Source organism: Mucilaginibacter endophyticus (genome assembly GCF_003351025.1).
Taxonomy (GTDB): domain Bacteria; phylum Bacteroidota; class Bacteroidia; order Sphingobacteriales; family Sphingobacteriaceae; genus Mucilaginibacter; species Mucilaginibacter endophyticus.
In genome coordinates this window covers 76,473-92,523 of the sequence record NZ_QPCG01000006.1, presented here as the reverse complement: position 1 = coordinate 92,523, position 16,051 = coordinate 76,473, and the positions used below count along the sequence as shown (strand labels likewise).

The window sequence follows — 16,051 nt, the reverse complement described above, 5'->3', positions numbered from 1 at the left end:
AGTGGGGTGGCCTCTGCGCGCGTCCTTCGACAAACTCAGGAGGACAGTCCCTCTGCACACGGTCTAATTTTATTTTCAAAAGTTGATGGATTTTAGCCGCATTAAACGCAACTAATCCACTCCTTTTTTATATCAAATGATCGTGGTGTTGGTTATCAGTGCGTGACGCAGCCCAGAAAACAAATCCCAGGAAAAACAAAGCACCACCTGCAAAAACAGGTAGTTTAAAAGTCCATCCGCCATTTACTCCTAAGGTAATAATTGAACTGCCAGAACTATCTACAGCGTTGATAGTATGGTGATAAAAGAAGTTGCCAGCAATGAGCATCACAATGCCCACAATTGCTAAAATGATACCAAACCTTTTCATATTATCAAGTTTAAAAATTGAACAAATCAGGTTACCGGTAAGGCTCAGGAAGTATAATTGGTATAAACTAAACAAAGCGTATTTGGATAGGTTTGCCTTGTTTGGTTAAAATCTGTAAGATATATAACTAAGTTACAAACTTTTAAATAGTTAATGAAATATTTAAAAGTTTAAAAAAAGGATACTTTAAAAAGGAGGAATGGGCTTTACGCAGAAAATTGCCGGGACGGTTTTAGGCCGATCGGCAATGAATTTAGTTGGAAAAATAGAATAGTTTAGTCTACATACCCAACCACAACAACCTGACTTTTTTCTTTGTCGATAGTGTTAGATATAAATTTATCATTTGAAGTTGCCAGTTCAAGAGCTACGGTAACTGTATAATCACCCTGGTTTAAGCTTGCGAGTTTGCCATCAAAATCACTCACTACTCTTGCTACCTCTTTGTCTATTTGAGGGTCAGCAGATTTAAGTACTTTAACCCCGTTTATTTTTCCGTTGCTTAGCTTAAAACCCACCGTTACCTGGCCTGTAATACGGTTGTTGCGTGCTGCAGCCGGGTACCTTACGTGCTTAGCTATGTATTTGTAAAGCGGGTCCATCGGATCTGCAGGTGGCGGTGGTGGCGGCAATTTTGCTGAAGCTGAAGGTTGTGCAGGGGCTATAGGCTCGCCTACAGGAATAGCTTCCTGAACTTTTACCACCTTGGGCGCCTTTTTTACTTTTTCGGGATTTGGCGGTGGCGGCGGCGGAGGGACCTTAGCATCAATGCCTTTAGTTTTTTTGCCTGGAGCAGGTGGTGCAGGTGGCGGTGGCGGAAGTTTTGGGTAGATCATCATTTTAGGGAAGGTATAGCCATATTTACTTTTCAGCGTAGCCAATTCCTCTGGTGTTACTTTGCTTTTATAGTATTCTTTCTGTTCTCCGTTCTTTTCGGTAATGATCACCCTGTAATCGGTTTTATTGTTAACCAGATAACCGGTTTCCTCGTATTGATAACCTTTTGAGGTACGATCTTCTTTTTTTATGCGGATTGGATCTGCTTTTATCGTATCTGCAGAACTTGTTTGTGCAATTGCCGATGGGGTAACAATCTGCTGCTTGGGCATCAGATCAATAAATCCGTAGCTTTTACTGAATACTAAGGTCGACGCGCAAAGTAGGCCGGCGCTTATGGGTACGGCCACGAGGTATTTTAGCCTGGCTAATTTCCCCGAACGTTTTTGGTTTAACATGATTATCCTCTTTTTTAATAAGTTATAATTGAAAAATGAATGCGCGAGGGATGATGCGTTTAATCCATAAGCGTTGCTTACCAAAAATGATGAATAGCTTAATGCATCGCTTTCCTGTGCAGCTGTTTGCTCATCAGCTATATATTCATGTATAGTTTTCAGGCTTATCTGCAGTAAATAAATCAGCGGATTAAACCAGTTTAGGATCTTGATCAGCTCCAGGAAAACAATATCTGCCGAGTGTTTTTGACGGATATGCACCAGTTCGTGCCTGATGATGATATTGTTCGCTTGTGTTTTTGTGCCGATAAAAAGATAGTTAAAGAAGGAAAAAGCAGTGTTGGAGCCTTCAATGCTTATAAGTTTATACTTATCATGAACCAAAGTTTTGGTTGCTTTTGTAAGTTTGACCAGCTGGTATAATCTTACTAAAAGTACAGCCGTCAGTACTATCGCACCCAATATATAAGCATAAATCAGCAGTTCCTGAAAGGTTAAAACAGGTTGTGCGGCCAATTTATGATCAATAGTTTGCTTGCCGTTGCGTGGTATAATAAAAGTAGTAGTTGGCGATTCGAGTGCTTTTAACCAACCAATTTGTACTACCGGTAATACAAACGAAATTATGCAACTCAATAACAGGTATACACGGTTTAGCGTGTAATGTGTTTCCTTGTTCAGAAACAGGCAATATACCGCATAAAATATGCAGAGGTACAAATTTGCCTCCAGGAGGTAATGCAGCCAGTTCATTGTTTTTCGTTTTTAAGTTTATCAATTAATGAAGTTAACTCGTCCAGTTCCTTTACGCTGATCTTCTTTTCGTCAACAATAAATGATACCAGGCTTTGATACGAATTGCTGAAATAGTTCGTCATCATCTTATCAAAAGTGAACTTTTTATAATCCGCATCGCTGATAAGGGGGAAATAAACATGCGAGTTTCCGTAGGCCTTGTGGTCAATAAAGCCCTTGCCCTCCAGTACTCTTACCACGGTTGATACGGTGTTATAAGCTGGCTTAGGCTCCGGCATTTCCTCAATAATGTCTTTAACAATGGCTTCCTTCAGCTGCCAAAGTATTTGCATCACCTGTTCTTCGGCTTTGGTTAATTCTTTAATGTACATAGCAAACTATTTTTATAGTTAGATAAAGGTAGAACTATTTTTATAGTTTGCAAACTATTTTCGTAGTTTTATTTGGCAATGGATTTTTCCACTTGATAATCGGCCGAATATTTATAATTTGCGCGGCTGTAATCTATCATCAGCGCATCTAAACCCAATGTCATTACTCCATAAAGTTGCCTTATCTTTTGTTAAAAATCTCGGCCCGGTAGCGGCTAAGTCCCTGATAGCATACCTTGGTAATGAAGAAGAGGTATTCAGGACGTCGCCCGAAAAAATGACCAGAATACCCGGAATAGGAGAGAAGCGTGCCGTGAAATGGGATTTTGATGATGCCTTAAAACAGGCCGAAAAGGAACTGAAATTTGTTGATGAAAACGGTATTGATGTTATCTTTTATACGGATGCCCGATACCCGAAACGCCTTAAAAATTGTCACGATTCGCCTGTGCTGCTTTACGCGAAAGGGAAAATGGACCTTAATCCGCCTCATATCATCAGTATAGTTGGCACCCGTAACGCTACGGAGTACGGCAAGCAGCTATGCCATCAGTTAATAGAAGAATTACAGCAATATAATGTATTAATAGTAAGCGGATTGGCGCACGGTATCGACGTTGCAGCTCATAAAGAGTGCGTAAAGATAAATCTGCCAACCGTTGGCGTGCTTGGTCACGGGCTCGACAGGCTTTATCCCGCTCAAAACCGGGCCACCGCCGATAAAATGCTCCAAAACGGCGGCTTGCTTTCAGAATATCCGTCAGGAACTAATCCCGACAGGGAAAACTTCCCGCAGCGAAACCGCATAGTTGCCGGTATTGCTGACGCGACGGTGGTAATTGAAGCCAGTATAAAAGGAGGGGCACTTATCACTGCCGAAATAGCCAATTCCTATAACCGGGATGTATTTGCTTTTCCGGGCAGGTTGGGCGACGAATTTTCTGAAGGCTGTAACTTCCTGATCCGCAATAATAAAGCAAGCCTGCTAACCTGCACTGCCGACCTGGCTTTTAGCCTGGGCTGGGAAAAGGGTGATGTAAGTAAACCGGTTGAACAATTTATGCTGCCGTTTGATCTGTCTGACGATGAAAGGCTGATCATGGATATACTACGACAAAGCAGCGCACCAATTGCCATAGATGATCTTACCTTAAAAGCCAATATGCCAATGAGTCAACTTGCCATGACACTCCTTACCATGGAAATGCAAGGCTATATCAGTTCATTACCGGGGAAGACTTATAAGGTTAATTAAGTCTTAAGTCGGAAGTCTTGAGTTTAAAGCCTTGATTTTTAAATACATATAACTATCGACTTAAGACTTAGAACTCAAGACTACAGACTTAAGAAACTACCCTTTCGGCGAATCAAAATGGATCAGTTTTCCGTCCTCTTCGCTGATAGATTGCCAGGTATCGTTTTCAAAAGCGATAATGGCCACAGCACAGGTAGGCATTTCCTTTAACTGGCTGGTGAGGTAATATAAAATCTGGCTAATACCAGGATTGTGGCCTACTACACCTATAAAATCATACTCATCCGGAAGGCTGTTAATTACTTTAACCCAGGTATTTTCGCTGGCTTCGTAAATCTTTTTATCCTCGCCGGGTGCCGGTAATTTAAAATGGTTGGCAAAGATCTCGGCAGTAGTTTTGGTACGCAGTGCCGGACTGGTAATTATAAATTCGGGGATCTGTAACTGCCCTTTTAAAAGGGTAGCCATTAAAACCGCATCCTGCATACCCGATTGTTTCAAAGGTCTGTCAAAATCAATATAACCGCTTTCATGGGTAGCTTTTGCGTGGCGTATTAATAATAACTTTTTCATGATTTTAAACGGGTTAGCGATGGGTTTATAATATTAAGGTGTTGTAAATATAACGTGAAAGTTTTTCAATAGGTTTCAATAATACTAAATAAAAAAAGGAGAAGCGAAAGCTTCTCCTTTTTAAAAGAGATGGACAAAAAGCCCCTTTTTTCCCTGTTTTAATTAGAACGCGTAACCAACTGAAACGCCGAAAACGCGGTTTGTAAGTTTAATACCATTAACATTGGTAATATTGGTTAATCCCCAGTCATAATTGGCATTGATAAGGAACCCGGTTTTGAATTTAAAGCCAACAATAGCGTCTAAACCGGCATCGGTTCTTTTGATCTGATCCTGGCTGCTGCCAAATTTAATGTCTTCAGAGTTGCCGCTATCATCTTTTGCTTTTCCTGAAATACCCATGCCAAGGTACGGGCCGGCACCAAAATAAAAGTCGCCAACAACAGCAGGAACATGATAAACAACGTTTACAGGTACCTGCAAGTAGTAAAGTTTTACTTTGCTGTTTGAGCTTGCTTCATCGTCGACAGCGAAGCTTGACGAACCGCCTTTACCGGTAAAGTTCAGGGCCGGTTGCAATGATAAGTTGCCAAATTTAAAGTCGACAAAAGCGCCTACATTGAATGAGGTTAAGCTGCCGGAATTGCCGGAGCCACTAAATCCATCAACTGTTGCATGTAAAGTAGCGAAGTTTACGCCACCTTTAACACCAAAGGTTGGTAATTGAGCAAACGCGGCAAAAGATGCCATTAAAAGGCACAGGCTTAGTAAGGTTTTTTTCATGGTGTAAGGATTTTAAGTTAATTCACAAAGCTACACAAATACACTTAGTATAAAGTGTATCTGGTATTTTTTGTGGGATATTAACAGTAGTGTGCTTGTAAGTATTACTTACGCAATGTTTTACGATGTTGTGTTATCGATTGGAGAAATTTACGATATCTGCCTCAGGCATATCGTTCATACACTTAAAGTGCCCAAGCGGGCATTTCTCAAGACCGAATTTTGAACAGGGGCGACAGGATAGATCAACGCCTGCAACCAATACTTCTTTTACTTTATAAGGCCAAACGCCCAGCAGATCGGGCGTGGTACCGCCCCATACAGATGCTATTGGCACGTTAAAAGCCTCGGCAATGTGAGTGAGACCGGTATCAAAACCTATTACATTTTTAGCTTTCGATACCAGGTAAACGGATTCATCAAGGGAGGTAATGCCACACGCGTTATAAACGGAGGTGCCTGCTGCCTCGGCAATTTCATCGCCATTGGCTTTTACATCATTGCCACCCAGCAATAAAACAGGCAACTGAAGCTGTTTACAAATGCTGATGATCTTGTAATTGGGCATGCGCTTGGTGAAATGTGTTGCGCCAATTACAAATGCTACGTATCCGCTATGATGACTTAGGGGGAGCAGTCTGGTTATATCATGCTCGGCTTTGATATAGTAGTCGATAGGATTATCATCATTAACTACGCCTAAGAATTTAACAGCTTTTAAATACCTGTCAACCAAATGATCCTTGCTTACCAGGTTGCGCTTCAGCTTTAAACTCAGCCATTTGAGGATAGGTTGTTTTTTATAGGTTGATGCCTTAACCCCTGTACGCAGCTTAATGATACTGGTGCGAAGGTTATTATGCAGATCGATGATCTGATCGTACTTTTCGGCTTTTATCTCGTTGATCGTATCTGTTAAGGAAGGTTTTAGTAACAGTAGTTTATCAACGTAAGGATTATTATCGTAAATGTATTTGAAGGCTGGTTTTGTTAAAAAGTGGACCTCGGCATTGGGGACCTGCTTTTTTAGACAGCGTACAACAGGTGTGGTATATATTATATCACCCATCGAGCTAAAGCGGATCACCAGTATCTTCATGTTGTTATTTGGGCTCAGGAAATCTGGTTCCTGATTTTTTCGATTATCGAGGTTGACGAATATCCCTCAACAAAATTAATAGTTTTAACCTCGCCTCCGTTGGCTATCACTTCTTTGGCGCCTACAATGTTCTCAACCGCGTAATCCGCGCCTTTTACCAGGATATCGGGCAGGAGCGAACTGATCAGGTTAAGCGGTGTATCTTCTTCAAAAACAACAATGGCATCCACAAAAAATAGGGCTGCCAATAATGCGGCACGGCTATTTTGATCGTTTACCGGGCGGGTTGGGCCTTTGATACGTCTTACCGAGCTATCGGCATTGAGACCAATCACCAGCTTATCGCCAAGTTCGGCTGCTTTGGCCAGGTAGGTGAGGTGCCCAATGTGCAACAGGTCAAACACGCCATTGGTAAACACCACTTTTTTACCTTCGGCTTGCCAGTTTTTGATTTGGGACTGCAACGATGGTTGATCAGTTATTTTATCAAGAAGTGTTTTTTCGAAACCTGTTCTCATTTAGTTTTCCTGTGGAGACGCATCAGATGCGTCTTCGTTTTATCATTTAAAAAGACGCATGTGACGCGCCTCTACCTACTGTTATTCAAAAAGATTATCCACGGCAGTACACAGGATATGCCCAATAAGAATATGCATTTCCTGGATGCGCGCGGTGATGTTTGACGGCACAATAACATTCAATTGGCAAAGGCCATTCATTTTACCGCCATCCCTGCCCGAAAGGCCTAAGGTTTTAAGCTCCAGTTTTTTAGCTGATTCAAACGCCGCCAATATCCCCGGACTGTTACCACTGGTTGAAATACCGATGAATAAATCGCCCGGTTTGCCAAATGCCTCTACCTGACGCGAAAACACGTGCTCATAACCATAGTCATTGGCAATAGAAGTAAGTGCCGAAGTATCAACTGTTAAAGCAATGCCAGGCAAAGGTTTACGGTCTTTTACAAAACGACCGCTAAGTTCGGCTGCAATATGCTGGGCATCGGCAGCACTGCCGCCATTGCCGGCCAGTAGTACCTTGTTGCCGCTTTTTATGGTTGATGTGATCATTTCACAGGCTGCCTCAATATCGCCGCTAAGGGTATCAATTACCTTTTGCAGGGTATCCTGATGATCTTTAAGTTCGTTTAATATTTGAATTTTGTTCATTAATTTATTTCATTAGGTCATTTGGTCATTTTTTCTGACCTTTCGCCTTTGACCTTTTCCCTTTAACCTCAATTAGCTGCTGACTTTAATATATCTTCAACTATCTCATCTACAGTAGTTGTGGCACTGCCTACCCTGCGGATCACTATGGCGGCGGCATGGTTGGCCAGTTCGCATGAGTCTTCAATGCTTAAGCCACCGGCCATAAAGTAAGCCATTGTTGCTAATACAGTATCGCCGGCACCGGTTACATCAAAAACTTCGGTTGCTTTTACCGGTAAGCTTTTATGATCCTGCTCACTTAGTATTACCATGCCCTCTTCAGACAAAGTAACTACAATGTATTGCGTACCCGTTTGCTCAAAAATAACCTGCCCTGCATGCTGTAGGCTTTCTATCGAGTTGATCTTCTCGGTTTTAGCGGCTTCAGACAGTTCCTTGCGGTTAGGTTTGATGATAAAAGCACCCTTATATTTTTCGTAATTAAGCCCTTTAGGGTCGATGATCACTTTTTTGCCTTTAGCATTCGCGGCCTTTATAATGCCTTGCGTTAAAAACGGCGAAAACAAGCCTTTGTTATAATCAGATAAAAGAACCATATCAGCACCATCAATATGGCTGTTTAATTTGCTGATGAGCTCATTGGCAATCGGTTCCGATACTTCGTCGGTAACTTCACGGTCAACCCGTACCAGTTGATGGCTGCCGACAACAACACGGGTTTTAACTGTAGTTGGCCTGTCGTTATCCTTTATAATGGTGTCCGTTTCAACACCTTCATCTGTCAGTATCTTGATTAATTCGCCTGCTGCCTGATCATTGCCAATTACCCCTGCAACAATAACCTTAGCCCCTAATGATACCAGGTTTTGAACCACGTTGCCGGCACCACCCAATGTAGTAGTTTCGTTTTTTACGTTTACAATAGGTACAGGTGCCTCGGGCGAAAGGCGGGTAGCATTGCCCCATATATAATGATCAACCATAAGGTCGCCAATAACCAGTATTGCCGGTTTGTGTGCAGCTGCCTGTATGGATTGTACTTTGTCTTTTAGGTGGTTCATTTAATTTTTAGTCATTATTTCATTGCGTCATTAGGTCATTGTTTTATCGGCTATATACCTCGAAAACTAATCTCCTATCTCTAATCACTAACCTCTTTTAGCCGCAAACGCTTTTGTAATTTCATCCAGCGACATAGCATTCATGCACATCTCCTTATATAAGCCGCCTTTACGTGCTGCAAGGATGCCGTAATGCATATCTGTAAAACCTTCAATGCGGTGGGCATCAGGGTTTATGGAAAGCATAACACCTTTATCTAAAGCATATTGATGCCAGCGCCAGTCGAGGTCAAGACGCAACGGGTTGGCATTGATCTCAATAACTACGTTGTTGGCAGCACATGCGTCTATCACTTTTTTATAATTGATAGGATAACCGCCACGACTTAATAAAAGCCTGCCGGTAGGGTGCCCCAATATGGTTGTATACGGATTCTCGATTGCGGTGATCAGCCTTGAAGTTGCCTTTTCCTCGTCCATTTTAAGGATTGAGTGCACAGAGGCTACAATGAAATCAAATTTTTGCAGGATCTCATCAGGATAATCAAGCGAACCATCATACAAAATGTCCGACTCAATACCTTTAAAAATATGAAAGCCGTCGATATTTTTATTCAGGGCATCTATTTCGTCATGTTGCTGTAATACCCGTTCAATGCTCAGTCCTTTAGCGTAAAAGGCGCTTTTGCTGTGATCGCACATGCCCAGGTATTCCAGTTTCAGGGTATCCCGGCAGTAAAGCGCCATTTCTTCAATAGTGTTTACCCCATCGCTCCAGGTACTGTGGTTATGGAGCGTGCCTTTCAGATCATGCCAGTTAATCAGCGTTGGCAGTTCGTTCTTTTCGGCTTTTTCAATAAACAGGGTGCCCTCGCGTAGTTCGGGTTGCATCCAGGCTAAACCGGCTTTGGTGTAGATCAACTCCTCACTCGCAGGTTGTTCTATCGGTGTGTTGATCCTGTCAAAAACAGCCTGTACATGGTCATCTGTGCCGGTATTAACAAACAGTTCATAATAATAGTCCGCTTTATCAACACAAACAATATCAACCAGCAAGCCATTTTGCAGTTCGCCCTGGATATGATTTTTATTTTGACTTACATTGCAAAGAATAGTAGAATTTACCAACGCGTTGTAAGCCAAATCCTGGTTAAGACTGCCAACTACAATCACAATTTCGGTAATGATCTCATTTAAACGCCTGAATTCACCTGCGAAATGTTTCAGCGCATCAGGGAAAATGGCCTTTACTTCATCCATCAACTCATTAGCTTCCTTTTCAACCTGCGCAAAAAGGAATTTGCCATTGCTCGCCATCCTGAATTCAATAGCCTTACGGATCTCTTCCTGCGTTTTAAGTCCGAAGCCTTTGGCTTCAATCAAGCGGTTTTCATTGCAGGCATAAAAAAGTTCGCCGGTATTTTCAATGCCCAGTTCTTTCCAGATAATGGCTACCTTTTTAGGGCCTATACCTTTGATACCCATCATTTCAACCACACCGGCCGGCGTTTTATCCAACATGTCCTGTAGTTCGGTCATGGTGCCGGTTTCAAGTAGTTCGGCTACTTTGCCGGCTATGCTTTTGCCTATGCCATCAATCTTTTCCAGTTCGTCCAGTTTTTTGCCGGCGATAGGAAAGGGAAGTTTATCAACCTTAAAGGCCGCGTTTGCTACCGATTTGATCTTAAATGGATTAGCCTCATGGAGTTCCATGAGTTGCGATAGTAAACGAAGCGTGCGGGCTATGGGTTTGTTTTCCATAAATACAATGAGGCGGTAAAAATACAAAAAGCCATTGTAATGACAGCTTAAGGAGAGGGTTTGTTTTATGAGAGCGTTACATAATTAGTTTTGAAAGTATTCGCTTATATTAGATACACTAAACGTCTAATCACAAATCATGAAAAAAGTAGCCTTTTTACTGGGATTTATATTTTCCGGTATCAGCATAGCCTTAGCCCAGGATGCCGTTTATAAAAATGATACGCTTGTTTATAAAAACATTAAAATTTATCCGATGCAAAAGATTCAGTTGCTTTATGGGGCCAAACCGGATAAAAATTTTGTATTTATAAGCAACAATAAAAGAATGGATGACCCTTTACCCGCTATTGTTTCTAAACAAAAGGGTGGTATACTCAAAATAATAAAACAGCATAGTAAATATTATGCCGTGGGTTATTTAAGCGATGCTCCGGCATATCTGGCTAAAGAAATTGTGATAGATTTAGAAGGTGCTATCGATAACAACGAAATAAAAATGGAATCTAAATGATTTAAAGCCATGCCCAATTACAACGACATCCTTTACGCGGCCGAAACTCATGCAGTTGATGAGATCAAAGCGTATTTTAATAAAGGCGGCAGTCCGAATGAAATTCATGACGGGATGCCGGTTTTTACCATGATGGTTGAAATGTATGCCCGCGGCCCCCGGTTTAAGGATTGTGTAAGAGCGTTTATTGATGCCGGACTTGAATACGAAGACAAGGCCTTGCTGGCGGTTTTGGCTCATGATGAAGGGATGTTAACGCAGGCTTTAAGTACGGATGCTTCAGTTGTTGACAAAACATACTCTTTATATAATAATACCTACACGCCATTAACCGGCGGCACCTTAATGCATTTTTGTGCCGAATACAATAGCCTTGCCTGCGCCAAAATACTACTACAGCATGGCGCTCATGTAAATGCTAAAGCCGCATATGATGAATATGGTTTCGGCGGACATACGCCTGTTTTTCATACGGTTAATCAAAATGGCAACAGTTCGATTGATATGCTTCATTTTTTGCTGCAAAACGGAGCCGATCTGTTGTATACGGTTAAAGGTCTGATCTGGGGCAGGGGATATGAATGGGAAACGTTTATCCCTTCGGTAAATCCAATAAGTTACGCCATGATGGGTTCATTGCCGCAGTTTCATCGTAAGGAGCAAACCATTATGGAGGTGGTAAGCCTGCTCATAAAACATGCTTACGGAATTGACTATACGCCAAAGAATATACCGAATGCCTATTTGAAGAGGGGGTAGGTAACTTTTACTTGCACCTTGCGCCAAAATAAACTTATTCTTGTTTGTACGCATCGTTTACCGCATAATAAATAACAGCCTCGGTGATGTCCTCTGGCGAAGCTCTTTCGTTTAGTGTGTAATCATTCCAGACTTCAATCACATCTTTAATCAGGTCTACTTCTAATAAATAATATATACTTCCAATTTTTGTGAAAACTTGCTCATCTTCTGAAAATCTATAAACAAAAGCATCACAATCTACCGCTGGTAGTTCGGTTGCTGTAAATACAACCATATCATCTTCTAAAGCATCAATATGTATAATGATGTTTTTTAGTTTGTCCGTTTTATAAAGTTCCATATAGGTTATAGGTTGGTGATGATTATATTTAACCATCACCTAAAAAGTAAAAAAAAGCCACCCAAACGGGCGGCTTTTCACAATCAAAATGTATGTATTAATGAAATTTTATTTGATCACAAGGTCGTAAGGAAGGCGGGCTTGCGGGGTGCGCATCATTTGAGTGATGCCTTTTATCTGTTGATAAATCCTGTAGTTTTCGCCAAGCTCATTTTTTACCATGCGGGTTTGTACCTCGGCACTTAAGCCGCTGCCCACTTTGCTGAAAATACTTTTTTGCTCTGGGTAGTTTACAATGTTATAGTTTTTGATCTTCGCTTTTTTAGCGGCAGAGGCAATAGCGTCATTTATATTTCCTAAGCGGTCAACCAGTCCAATTTTCAGGGCTTGTTCGCCTGTCCACACGCGGCCCTGGCCAATGCTGTTGATGTAGGCCTGTGTTTTACCACGACCGTCGGCAACAGCCTTGGTAAATTCGTCATAACCGTGGTTTACACTGTTTTGCAATATCAAACGCTCTTCCGGGCTCAGCGGGCGACTGATATCGCCCAGATCGGCATATTTGCCGGTTTTTACACCGTCAAATGTTACGCCCAGCTTATCATTAAACAATTTTTGCATGTTAGGCAACACCGCGAAAATACCAATAGAGCCGGTTATGGTGTTAGGTTGTGCGATGATTGAATCGGCAGCACATGAAATGTAATAGCCACCTGATGCCGCGTAATCACCCATCGAGACAATGATCGGTTTCTTTTCATGGATGAGTTTTACCTCGCGCCAAATCACATCTGATGCTAATGAGCTGCCGCCCGGTGAATTTACACGCAGTACCACAGCTTTTACTTTGTTATCTAAACGAGCCTTGCGTAGTGCCTTGGATAATGTTTCTGAACCGATGTTATTGTCGTCACTCTCGCCGCCGGTAATATCGCCCGATGCATACACTATAGCGATGCGATTTTTTGATGATGAATCATCTTCCTTATCGTCAGAATCATCGGTTTTATTTTTTGCGTAGTCTTTAAGGTCAACGCTTTTTAAATCGTCTTTTAAATCGGTACCGGTACGTTTTTTCAGGTCGTCCAGGATCTCGTCTTTATATTTCAATCCGTCAACCAGTTTCAGTTTATAAGCATCTTCGGGGAACTGGATGCGCATGTTATCGGCGTAGCTAAATAATGAATCTTTGCTAACACCGCGGCTTTTGCTGATGCCGGTTAAAAAATGATCATACAATGAACCCAGATATGAAGTTACCTGAAGTTTATTGGCATCACTCATTTTGGTCAGGAACAAAGGCTCTACAGCGCTTTTATAAGTGCCAACCTTAATGATCTGCGCTTCAATGCCTAGCTTATCCAAAGCTCCTTTCAGGAAAGTAGTTTGTGAGCTGAATCCATGAAATTCAAAAATACCTTTGGGGTTAATATAAACCTTATCTGCAACAGAAGCGAGGTAGTAAAAGCCCTGGGTATATACCTCGGCATAGGCAATAATAAATTTGCCCGATTTTTTGAAGTCGATAAGCGCGTTGCGGATCTCTTCGGTAGTAGCCTGGCCGGCAGTCATATAACTTTCATCCAGGTATATGCCTTTTATGTTATTATCGGTTTTAGCTTTTTTAATATCGGCCAGGATATCATTTAGCCCTATCGATTTATTGTCATTCAATCCTAAAAAGTCCAGATCGGCAAGCGGATTGTTGGGGGTACGTTCAACTATCTGATTTTTAAGCGACATGTACAAAATAGAGTTGGGACTAACATCTACCGTTTTATCGCTACCGGCTGATGCGATGAGGCCGACAATAATGCCAGCTCCTATTACACCTATTATTATGCCTGAAATAATTACCCCTACAATAGTGGCCAGAACGAATTTGAAGAATTGTTTCATTAATGTTATAAATCTTTTTAACTATGCAAACTTAGTAATAAGGCACCGTATAATGCTAAGAGCGGTTTCCATTATATTTGTTACAACATGATTGATGTTTTTTTACTACTTGGGAGTAACCTCGGTAAGCGCGAATTGTTTCTGCAACAAGCGATTGAAGCTATTTCGTCCCAAATTGCGCCCGTTAAAATGATATCATCGGTTTACGAAACCCAATCGTGGGGGAAAACTGATGAGCCGGACTATTTAAACCAGGTGCTGATGCTCCAAACCGAGCTTTCGGCACAGGATGTTTTAGAAAAAATATTGGGTATCGAACTGGAGATGGGGCGCAAGCGGGAGGTTAAGTGGGGATCGCGTACTATTGATATTGATATTTTGTTTTATGGCGATGAAGTGATCCACGAGTTTAACCTGGTAGTTCCACATCCTGAATTGTATAAACGCAGTTTTACGTTAATTCCCTTGGCCGAGATAGCGCCTGATTTTATTCATCCTGTGTTTAAAAAAAATATTTTGCAGCTAAAGGATGAACTAAAGGATAACTTAATCGTAAAAAAACATATTTTTGAATAAACACAAAGCTTTTATAATGGCAGATATTTCACCAGATCAGGATCTTGATCTTTCTTTTTTATACGAGATTGCTGACGGGAGCGACGATTTTATTGTTGACTCGATTGGGATGTTCCTTGAGCAATCGCCCGAGCTACTCAACACCATCAGCAACGCGTTGAATAACCAGGACTGGGCATTAGCCGCACAGGCCGCACATAAATTAAAACCAAATCTTGGATTTTTCGGTATGCCTATAAGTCAGGCTACTATTCAGGAAGTTGAACTGGCCTGCAAAGCCGGTGGGCAAAACCCCGCCGAAATTTTTGAAAAGTTTAACCAGGTAAACAGCATGGTATCAGCCAACCTGATCACTTTAAAGGAAATTAAAGCCGAGAAGGAAGCGAACTTATAAGGTGAAAGGATAAAGGCGAAAGGTAAAAGGTTTTCGCCATCATCATAAAATACAAAAGGCAAGAGGTTTTTCCACTTGCCTTTTGTACTTTATAAAAGTTTTAATTATTGAATGAGATTAGAAAAATAAAAAACCTTTCAGCTTTTACCCTTCGCCTTTAGCTTAAACGGCTGATATTTTAAAAGTATAGCTTTCCATGATCAGGTTAGCCAACAGGCTTTTGCAGGCCTGGTCAACCTTAGCACTTGCAACTTCTGCATTCTCGGCTTCAATTTCAAGCGTAATGTGTTTGCCAATGCGCACGTTATGAATTTCGGTTAAGCCAAGATTTTTCATACTGCCGGTCACTGCTTTTCCTTGTGGGTCAAGTATTTCTTTTTTTGGCATTACTTCGATTTCAGCCTGGAACTTTGTCATTTGTGAGTTTTGTTTGAATCAGGGATAAGGTGATATAAATAAATATAACCACCGGAACGGCCACAAATTTAAAAAATAGTATGAGTATCGCCGAAAACAAGAGTAGTAAATACCGGAAAATGTTTTTGTTAAAGTCGCGGTTCTTAAATTTAAGCGACATTAACGGTATTTCGGATACCAACAGGGAGCACATTACCAGTACCAAAACTGTAAGGAAGTAAGGGTTTAGTATATAATGCGCCAACGCATCATATTGCTGTACTATTAAAGGTAATGAAGCTATTAATATGGCGTTTGCCGGTGTTGGTAAACCTATAAAGCTATCTGATTGCCTGGTATCGTTATTGAATTTTGCCAACCTCAATGCCGAAAATACAGGTAATAAAAACGCGACAAAATTTAATATCTGGCTCACCCCGTTTATTTGCGGCGCTTGTAAAAACAGCTCATACATAATAACCGAAGGCAATACGCCAAAGCTTACCATATCGGCCAATGAATCGAGATCTTTACCTATAAACGAGTAAGAATTTAAAACCCTTGATGCAAGACCGTCAAAAAAATCAAATATCGAACTAAGAAAAATGGCGTAAGCTGCCACTACAAGGTTACCCTGAAAGGCGAAAACAATTCCTATGCAGCCGCTAAACAGGTTGGCACAGGTAATAGCATTCGGGAGGTGTTTTTTAACGCGTCTCTTCATTTCGCCATGA

19 protein-coding genes are annotated in these 16,051 nt (G+C 41.4%); 5 read left to right on the top strand and 14 right to left on the bottom strand.

The features are described from left to right. Positions 1-127 precede the first annotated feature (127 nt). From DUL71_RS23265 to DUL71_RS23255, 3 genes are all read right to left on the bottom strand, one after another. Complete coding sequence (locus DUL71_RS23265) at positions 128-370, bottom strand: hypothetical protein (protein WP_121810747.1); 243 nt, start codon at positions 368-370, stop codon at positions 128-130. Between the two features lie 275 nt (positions 371-645). Continuing rightward, positions 646-2,358, bottom strand: a complete 1,713-nt coding sequence (locus DUL71_RS23260; RefSeq protein ID WP_114940297.1) for a M56 family metallopeptidase — start codon at positions 2,356-2,358, stop codon at positions 646-648. Further along, complete coding sequence (locus DUL71_RS23255) at positions 2,355-2,732, bottom strand: BlaI/MecI/CopY family transcriptional regulator (RefSeq protein WP_114940296.1); 378 nt, start codon at positions 2,730-2,732, stop codon at positions 2,355-2,357. The genes DUL71_RS23260 and DUL71_RS23255 overlap by 4 nt, the downstream gene beginning before the upstream one ends. Before the next feature lie 157 nt (positions 2,733-2,889). On the opposite strand from DUL71_RS23255, the gene dprA reads away from it, so the two are divergent. Further along, positions 2,890-3,987, top strand: coding sequence for a DNA-processing protein DprA (dprA, locus tag DUL71_RS23250; RefSeq protein WP_114940295.1), 1,098 nt, complete (start codon positions 2,890-2,892; stop codon positions 3,985-3,987). Between the two features lie 96 nt (positions 3,988-4,083). Here dprA and DUL71_RS23245 read toward each other — a convergent pair whose 3' ends face one another. The 7 genes from DUL71_RS23245 to DUL71_RS23215 all read right to left on the bottom strand — a co-directional run bounded on the left by DUL71_RS23245 (position 4,084) and on the right by DUL71_RS23215 (position 10,436). Further along, a complete protein-coding gene (locus tag DUL71_RS23245) occupies positions 4,084-4,560 on the bottom strand; it encodes a SixA phosphatase family protein (RefSeq protein ID WP_112574084.1) in 477 nt (158 codons plus the stop codon). Positions 4,561-4,722: 162 nt separating this feature from the next. Beyond that, positions 4,723-5,343 (bottom strand): porin family protein, encoded by a 621-nt coding sequence (locus DUL71_RS23240; RefSeq protein WP_114940294.1) that lies wholly within the window; start codon positions 5,341-5,343, stop codon positions 4,723-4,725. A 133-nt stretch (positions 5,344-5,476) separates the two neighbouring features. Beyond that, positions 5,477-6,442 (bottom strand): glycosyltransferase family 9 protein, encoded by a 966-nt coding sequence (locus DUL71_RS23235; protein WP_114940293.1) that lies wholly within the window; start codon positions 6,440-6,442, stop codon positions 5,477-5,479. A gap of 14 nt (positions 6,443-6,456) precedes the next feature. Next, entirely contained in the window at positions 6,457-6,960 is a 504-nt protein-coding gene (rfaE2, locus tag DUL71_RS23230) for a D-glycero-beta-D-manno-heptose 1-phosphate adenylyltransferase (protein WP_112574081.1), read from the bottom strand. An 81-nt stretch (positions 6,961-7,041) separates the two neighbouring features. Further along, the gene (gene gmhA, locus DUL71_RS23225; protein ID WP_114940292.1) at positions 7,042-7,611 is read right to left on the bottom strand and encodes a D-sedoheptulose 7-phosphate isomerase; all 570 of its coding nucleotides are present in this window, start codon (positions 7,609-7,611) and stop codon (positions 7,042-7,044) included. Positions 7,612-7,679: 68 nt separating this feature from the next. Further along, complete coding sequence (rfaE1, locus tag DUL71_RS23220) at positions 7,680-8,675, bottom strand: D-glycero-beta-D-manno-heptose-7-phosphate kinase (protein WP_114940291.1); 996 nt, start codon at positions 8,673-8,675, stop codon at positions 7,680-7,682. Between the two features lie 87 nt (positions 8,676-8,762). Further along, a complete protein-coding gene (locus DUL71_RS23215) occupies positions 8,763-10,436 on the bottom strand; it encodes a DNA polymerase/3'-5' exonuclease PolX (protein WP_114940290.1) in 1,674 nt (557 codons plus the stop codon). A 139-nt stretch (positions 10,437-10,575) separates the two neighbouring features. Here DUL71_RS23215 and DUL71_RS23210 point away from each other — a divergent pair, with 139 nt between their 5' ends. After that, positions 10,576-10,950, top strand: coding sequence for a hypothetical protein (locus DUL71_RS23210; RefSeq protein WP_114940289.1), 375 nt, complete (start codon positions 10,576-10,578; stop codon positions 10,948-10,950). A 9-nt stretch (positions 10,951-10,959) separates the two neighbouring features. Continuing rightward, positions 10,960-11,709 (top strand): ankyrin repeat domain-containing protein, encoded by a 750-nt coding sequence (locus DUL71_RS23205; protein ID WP_114940288.1) that lies wholly within the window; start codon positions 10,960-10,962, stop codon positions 11,707-11,709. A gap of 34 nt (positions 11,710-11,743) precedes the next feature. On the opposite strand, the gene DUL71_RS23200 is transcribed toward DUL71_RS23205, so the two are convergent. Together DUL71_RS23200 and sppA are read right to left on the bottom strand one after the other, a co-directional pair. Then, positions 11,744-12,052: a hypothetical protein gene (locus DUL71_RS23200; protein ID WP_154402463.1), complete on the bottom strand. Its 309-nt coding sequence runs from the start codon at positions 12,050-12,052 to the stop codon at positions 11,744-11,746. A gap of 108 nt (positions 12,053-12,160) precedes the next feature. After that, positions 12,161-13,951, bottom strand: coding sequence for a signal peptide peptidase SppA (gene sppA / locus DUL71_RS23195; protein WP_114940286.1), 1,791 nt, complete (start codon positions 13,949-13,951; stop codon positions 12,161-12,163). Positions 13,952-14,038: 87 nt separating this feature from the next. On the opposite strand from sppA, the gene folK reads away from it, so the two are divergent. Beyond that, complete coding sequence (gene folK / locus DUL71_RS23190) at positions 14,039-14,527, top strand: 2-amino-4-hydroxy-6-hydroxymethyldihydropteridine diphosphokinase (protein WP_114940285.1); 489 nt, start codon at positions 14,039-14,041, stop codon at positions 14,525-14,527. A gap of 16 nt (positions 14,528-14,543) precedes the next feature. Next, on the top strand, positions 14,544-14,921 hold the full coding sequence (locus DUL71_RS23185) for an Hpt domain-containing protein (RefSeq protein WP_112574073.1): 378 nt from the start codon (positions 14,544-14,546) through the stop codon (positions 14,919-14,921). A 162-nt stretch (positions 14,922-15,083) separates the two neighbouring features. Here the strand turns inward: DUL71_RS23185 and purS are convergent, their stop codons facing one another. Together purS and pssA are read right to left on the bottom strand one after the other, a co-directional pair. Then, complete coding sequence (gene purS, locus DUL71_RS23180; RefSeq protein ID WP_112574072.1) at positions 15,084-15,338, bottom strand: phosphoribosylformylglycinamidine synthase subunit PurS; 255 nt, start codon at positions 15,336-15,338, stop codon at positions 15,084-15,086. Next, complete coding sequence (gene pssA, locus DUL71_RS23175; protein WP_091210667.1) at positions 15,319-16,041, bottom strand: CDP-diacylglycerol--serine O-phosphatidyltransferase; 723 nt, start codon at positions 16,039-16,041, stop codon at positions 15,319-15,321. The genes purS and pssA overlap by 20 nt, the downstream gene beginning before the upstream one ends. Positions 16,042-16,051: the final 10 nt, after the last annotated feature.

Coding starts and splice junctions, on each gene's coding strand:
- rfaE1 (WP_114940291.1), bottom strand. CDS start 8,675: ATGAACCACCTAAAAGACAAAGTACAATCCATACAGGCAGCTGCACAC.
- pssA (WP_091210667.1), bottom strand. CDS start 16,041: ATGAAGAGACGCGTTAAAAAACACCTCCCGAATGCTATTACCTGTGCC.
- DUL71_RS23235 (WP_114940293.1), bottom strand. CDS start 6,442: ATGAAGATACTGGTGATCCGCTTTAGCTCGATGGGTGATATAATATAT.
- rfaE2 (WP_112574081.1), bottom strand. CDS start 6,960: ATGAGAACAGGTTTCGAAAAAACACTTCTTGATAAAATAACTGATCAA.
- purS (WP_112574072.1), bottom strand. CDS start 15,338: ATGACAAAGTTCCAGGCTGAAATCGAAGTAATGCCAAAAAAAGAAATA.
- dprA (WP_114940295.1), top strand. CDS start 2,890: ATGTCATTACTCCATAAAGTTGCCTTATCTTTTGTTAAAAATCTCGGC.
- folK (WP_114940285.1), top strand. CDS start 14,039: ATGATTGATGTTTTTTTACTACTTGGGAGTAACCTCGGTAAGCGCGAA.
- DUL71_RS23200 (WP_154402463.1), bottom strand. CDS start 12,052: ATGGAACTTTATAAAACGGACAAACTAAAAAACATCATTATACATATT.
- DUL71_RS23210 (WP_114940289.1), top strand. CDS start 10,576: ATGAAAAAAGTAGCCTTTTTACTGGGATTTATATTTTCCGGTATCAGC.
- sppA (WP_114940286.1), bottom strand. CDS start 13,951: ATGAAACAATTCTTCAAATTCGTTCTGGCCACTATTGTAGGGGTAATT.
- DUL71_RS23260 (WP_114940297.1), bottom strand. CDS start 2,358: ATGAACTGGCTGCATTACCTCCTGGAGGCAAATTTGTACCTCTGCATA.
- gmhA (WP_114940292.1), bottom strand. CDS start 7,611: ATGAACAAAATTCAAATATTAAACGAACTTAAAGATCATCAGGATACC.
- DUL71_RS23245 (WP_112574084.1), bottom strand. CDS start 4,560: ATGAAAAAGTTATTATTAATACGCCACGCAAAAGCTACCCATGAAAGC.
- DUL71_RS23215 (WP_114940290.1), bottom strand. CDS start 10,436: ATGGAAAACAAACCCATAGCCCGCACGCTTCGTTTACTATCGCAACTC.
- DUL71_RS23205 (WP_114940288.1), top strand. CDS start 10,960: ATGCCCAATTACAACGACATCCTTTACGCGGCCGAAACTCATGCAGTT.
- DUL71_RS23240 (WP_114940294.1), bottom strand. CDS start 5,343: ATGAAAAAAACCTTACTAAGCCTGTGCCTTTTAATGGCATCTTTTGCC.
- DUL71_RS23265 (WP_121810747.1), bottom strand. CDS start 370: ATGAAAAGGTTTGGTATCATTTTAGCAATTGTGGGCATTGTGATGCTC.
- DUL71_RS23185 (WP_112574073.1), top strand. CDS start 14,544: ATGGCAGATATTTCACCAGATCAGGATCTTGATCTTTCTTTTTTATAC.
- DUL71_RS23255 (WP_114940296.1), bottom strand. CDS start 2,732: ATGTACATTAAAGAATTAACCAAAGCCGAAGAACAGGTGATGCAAATA.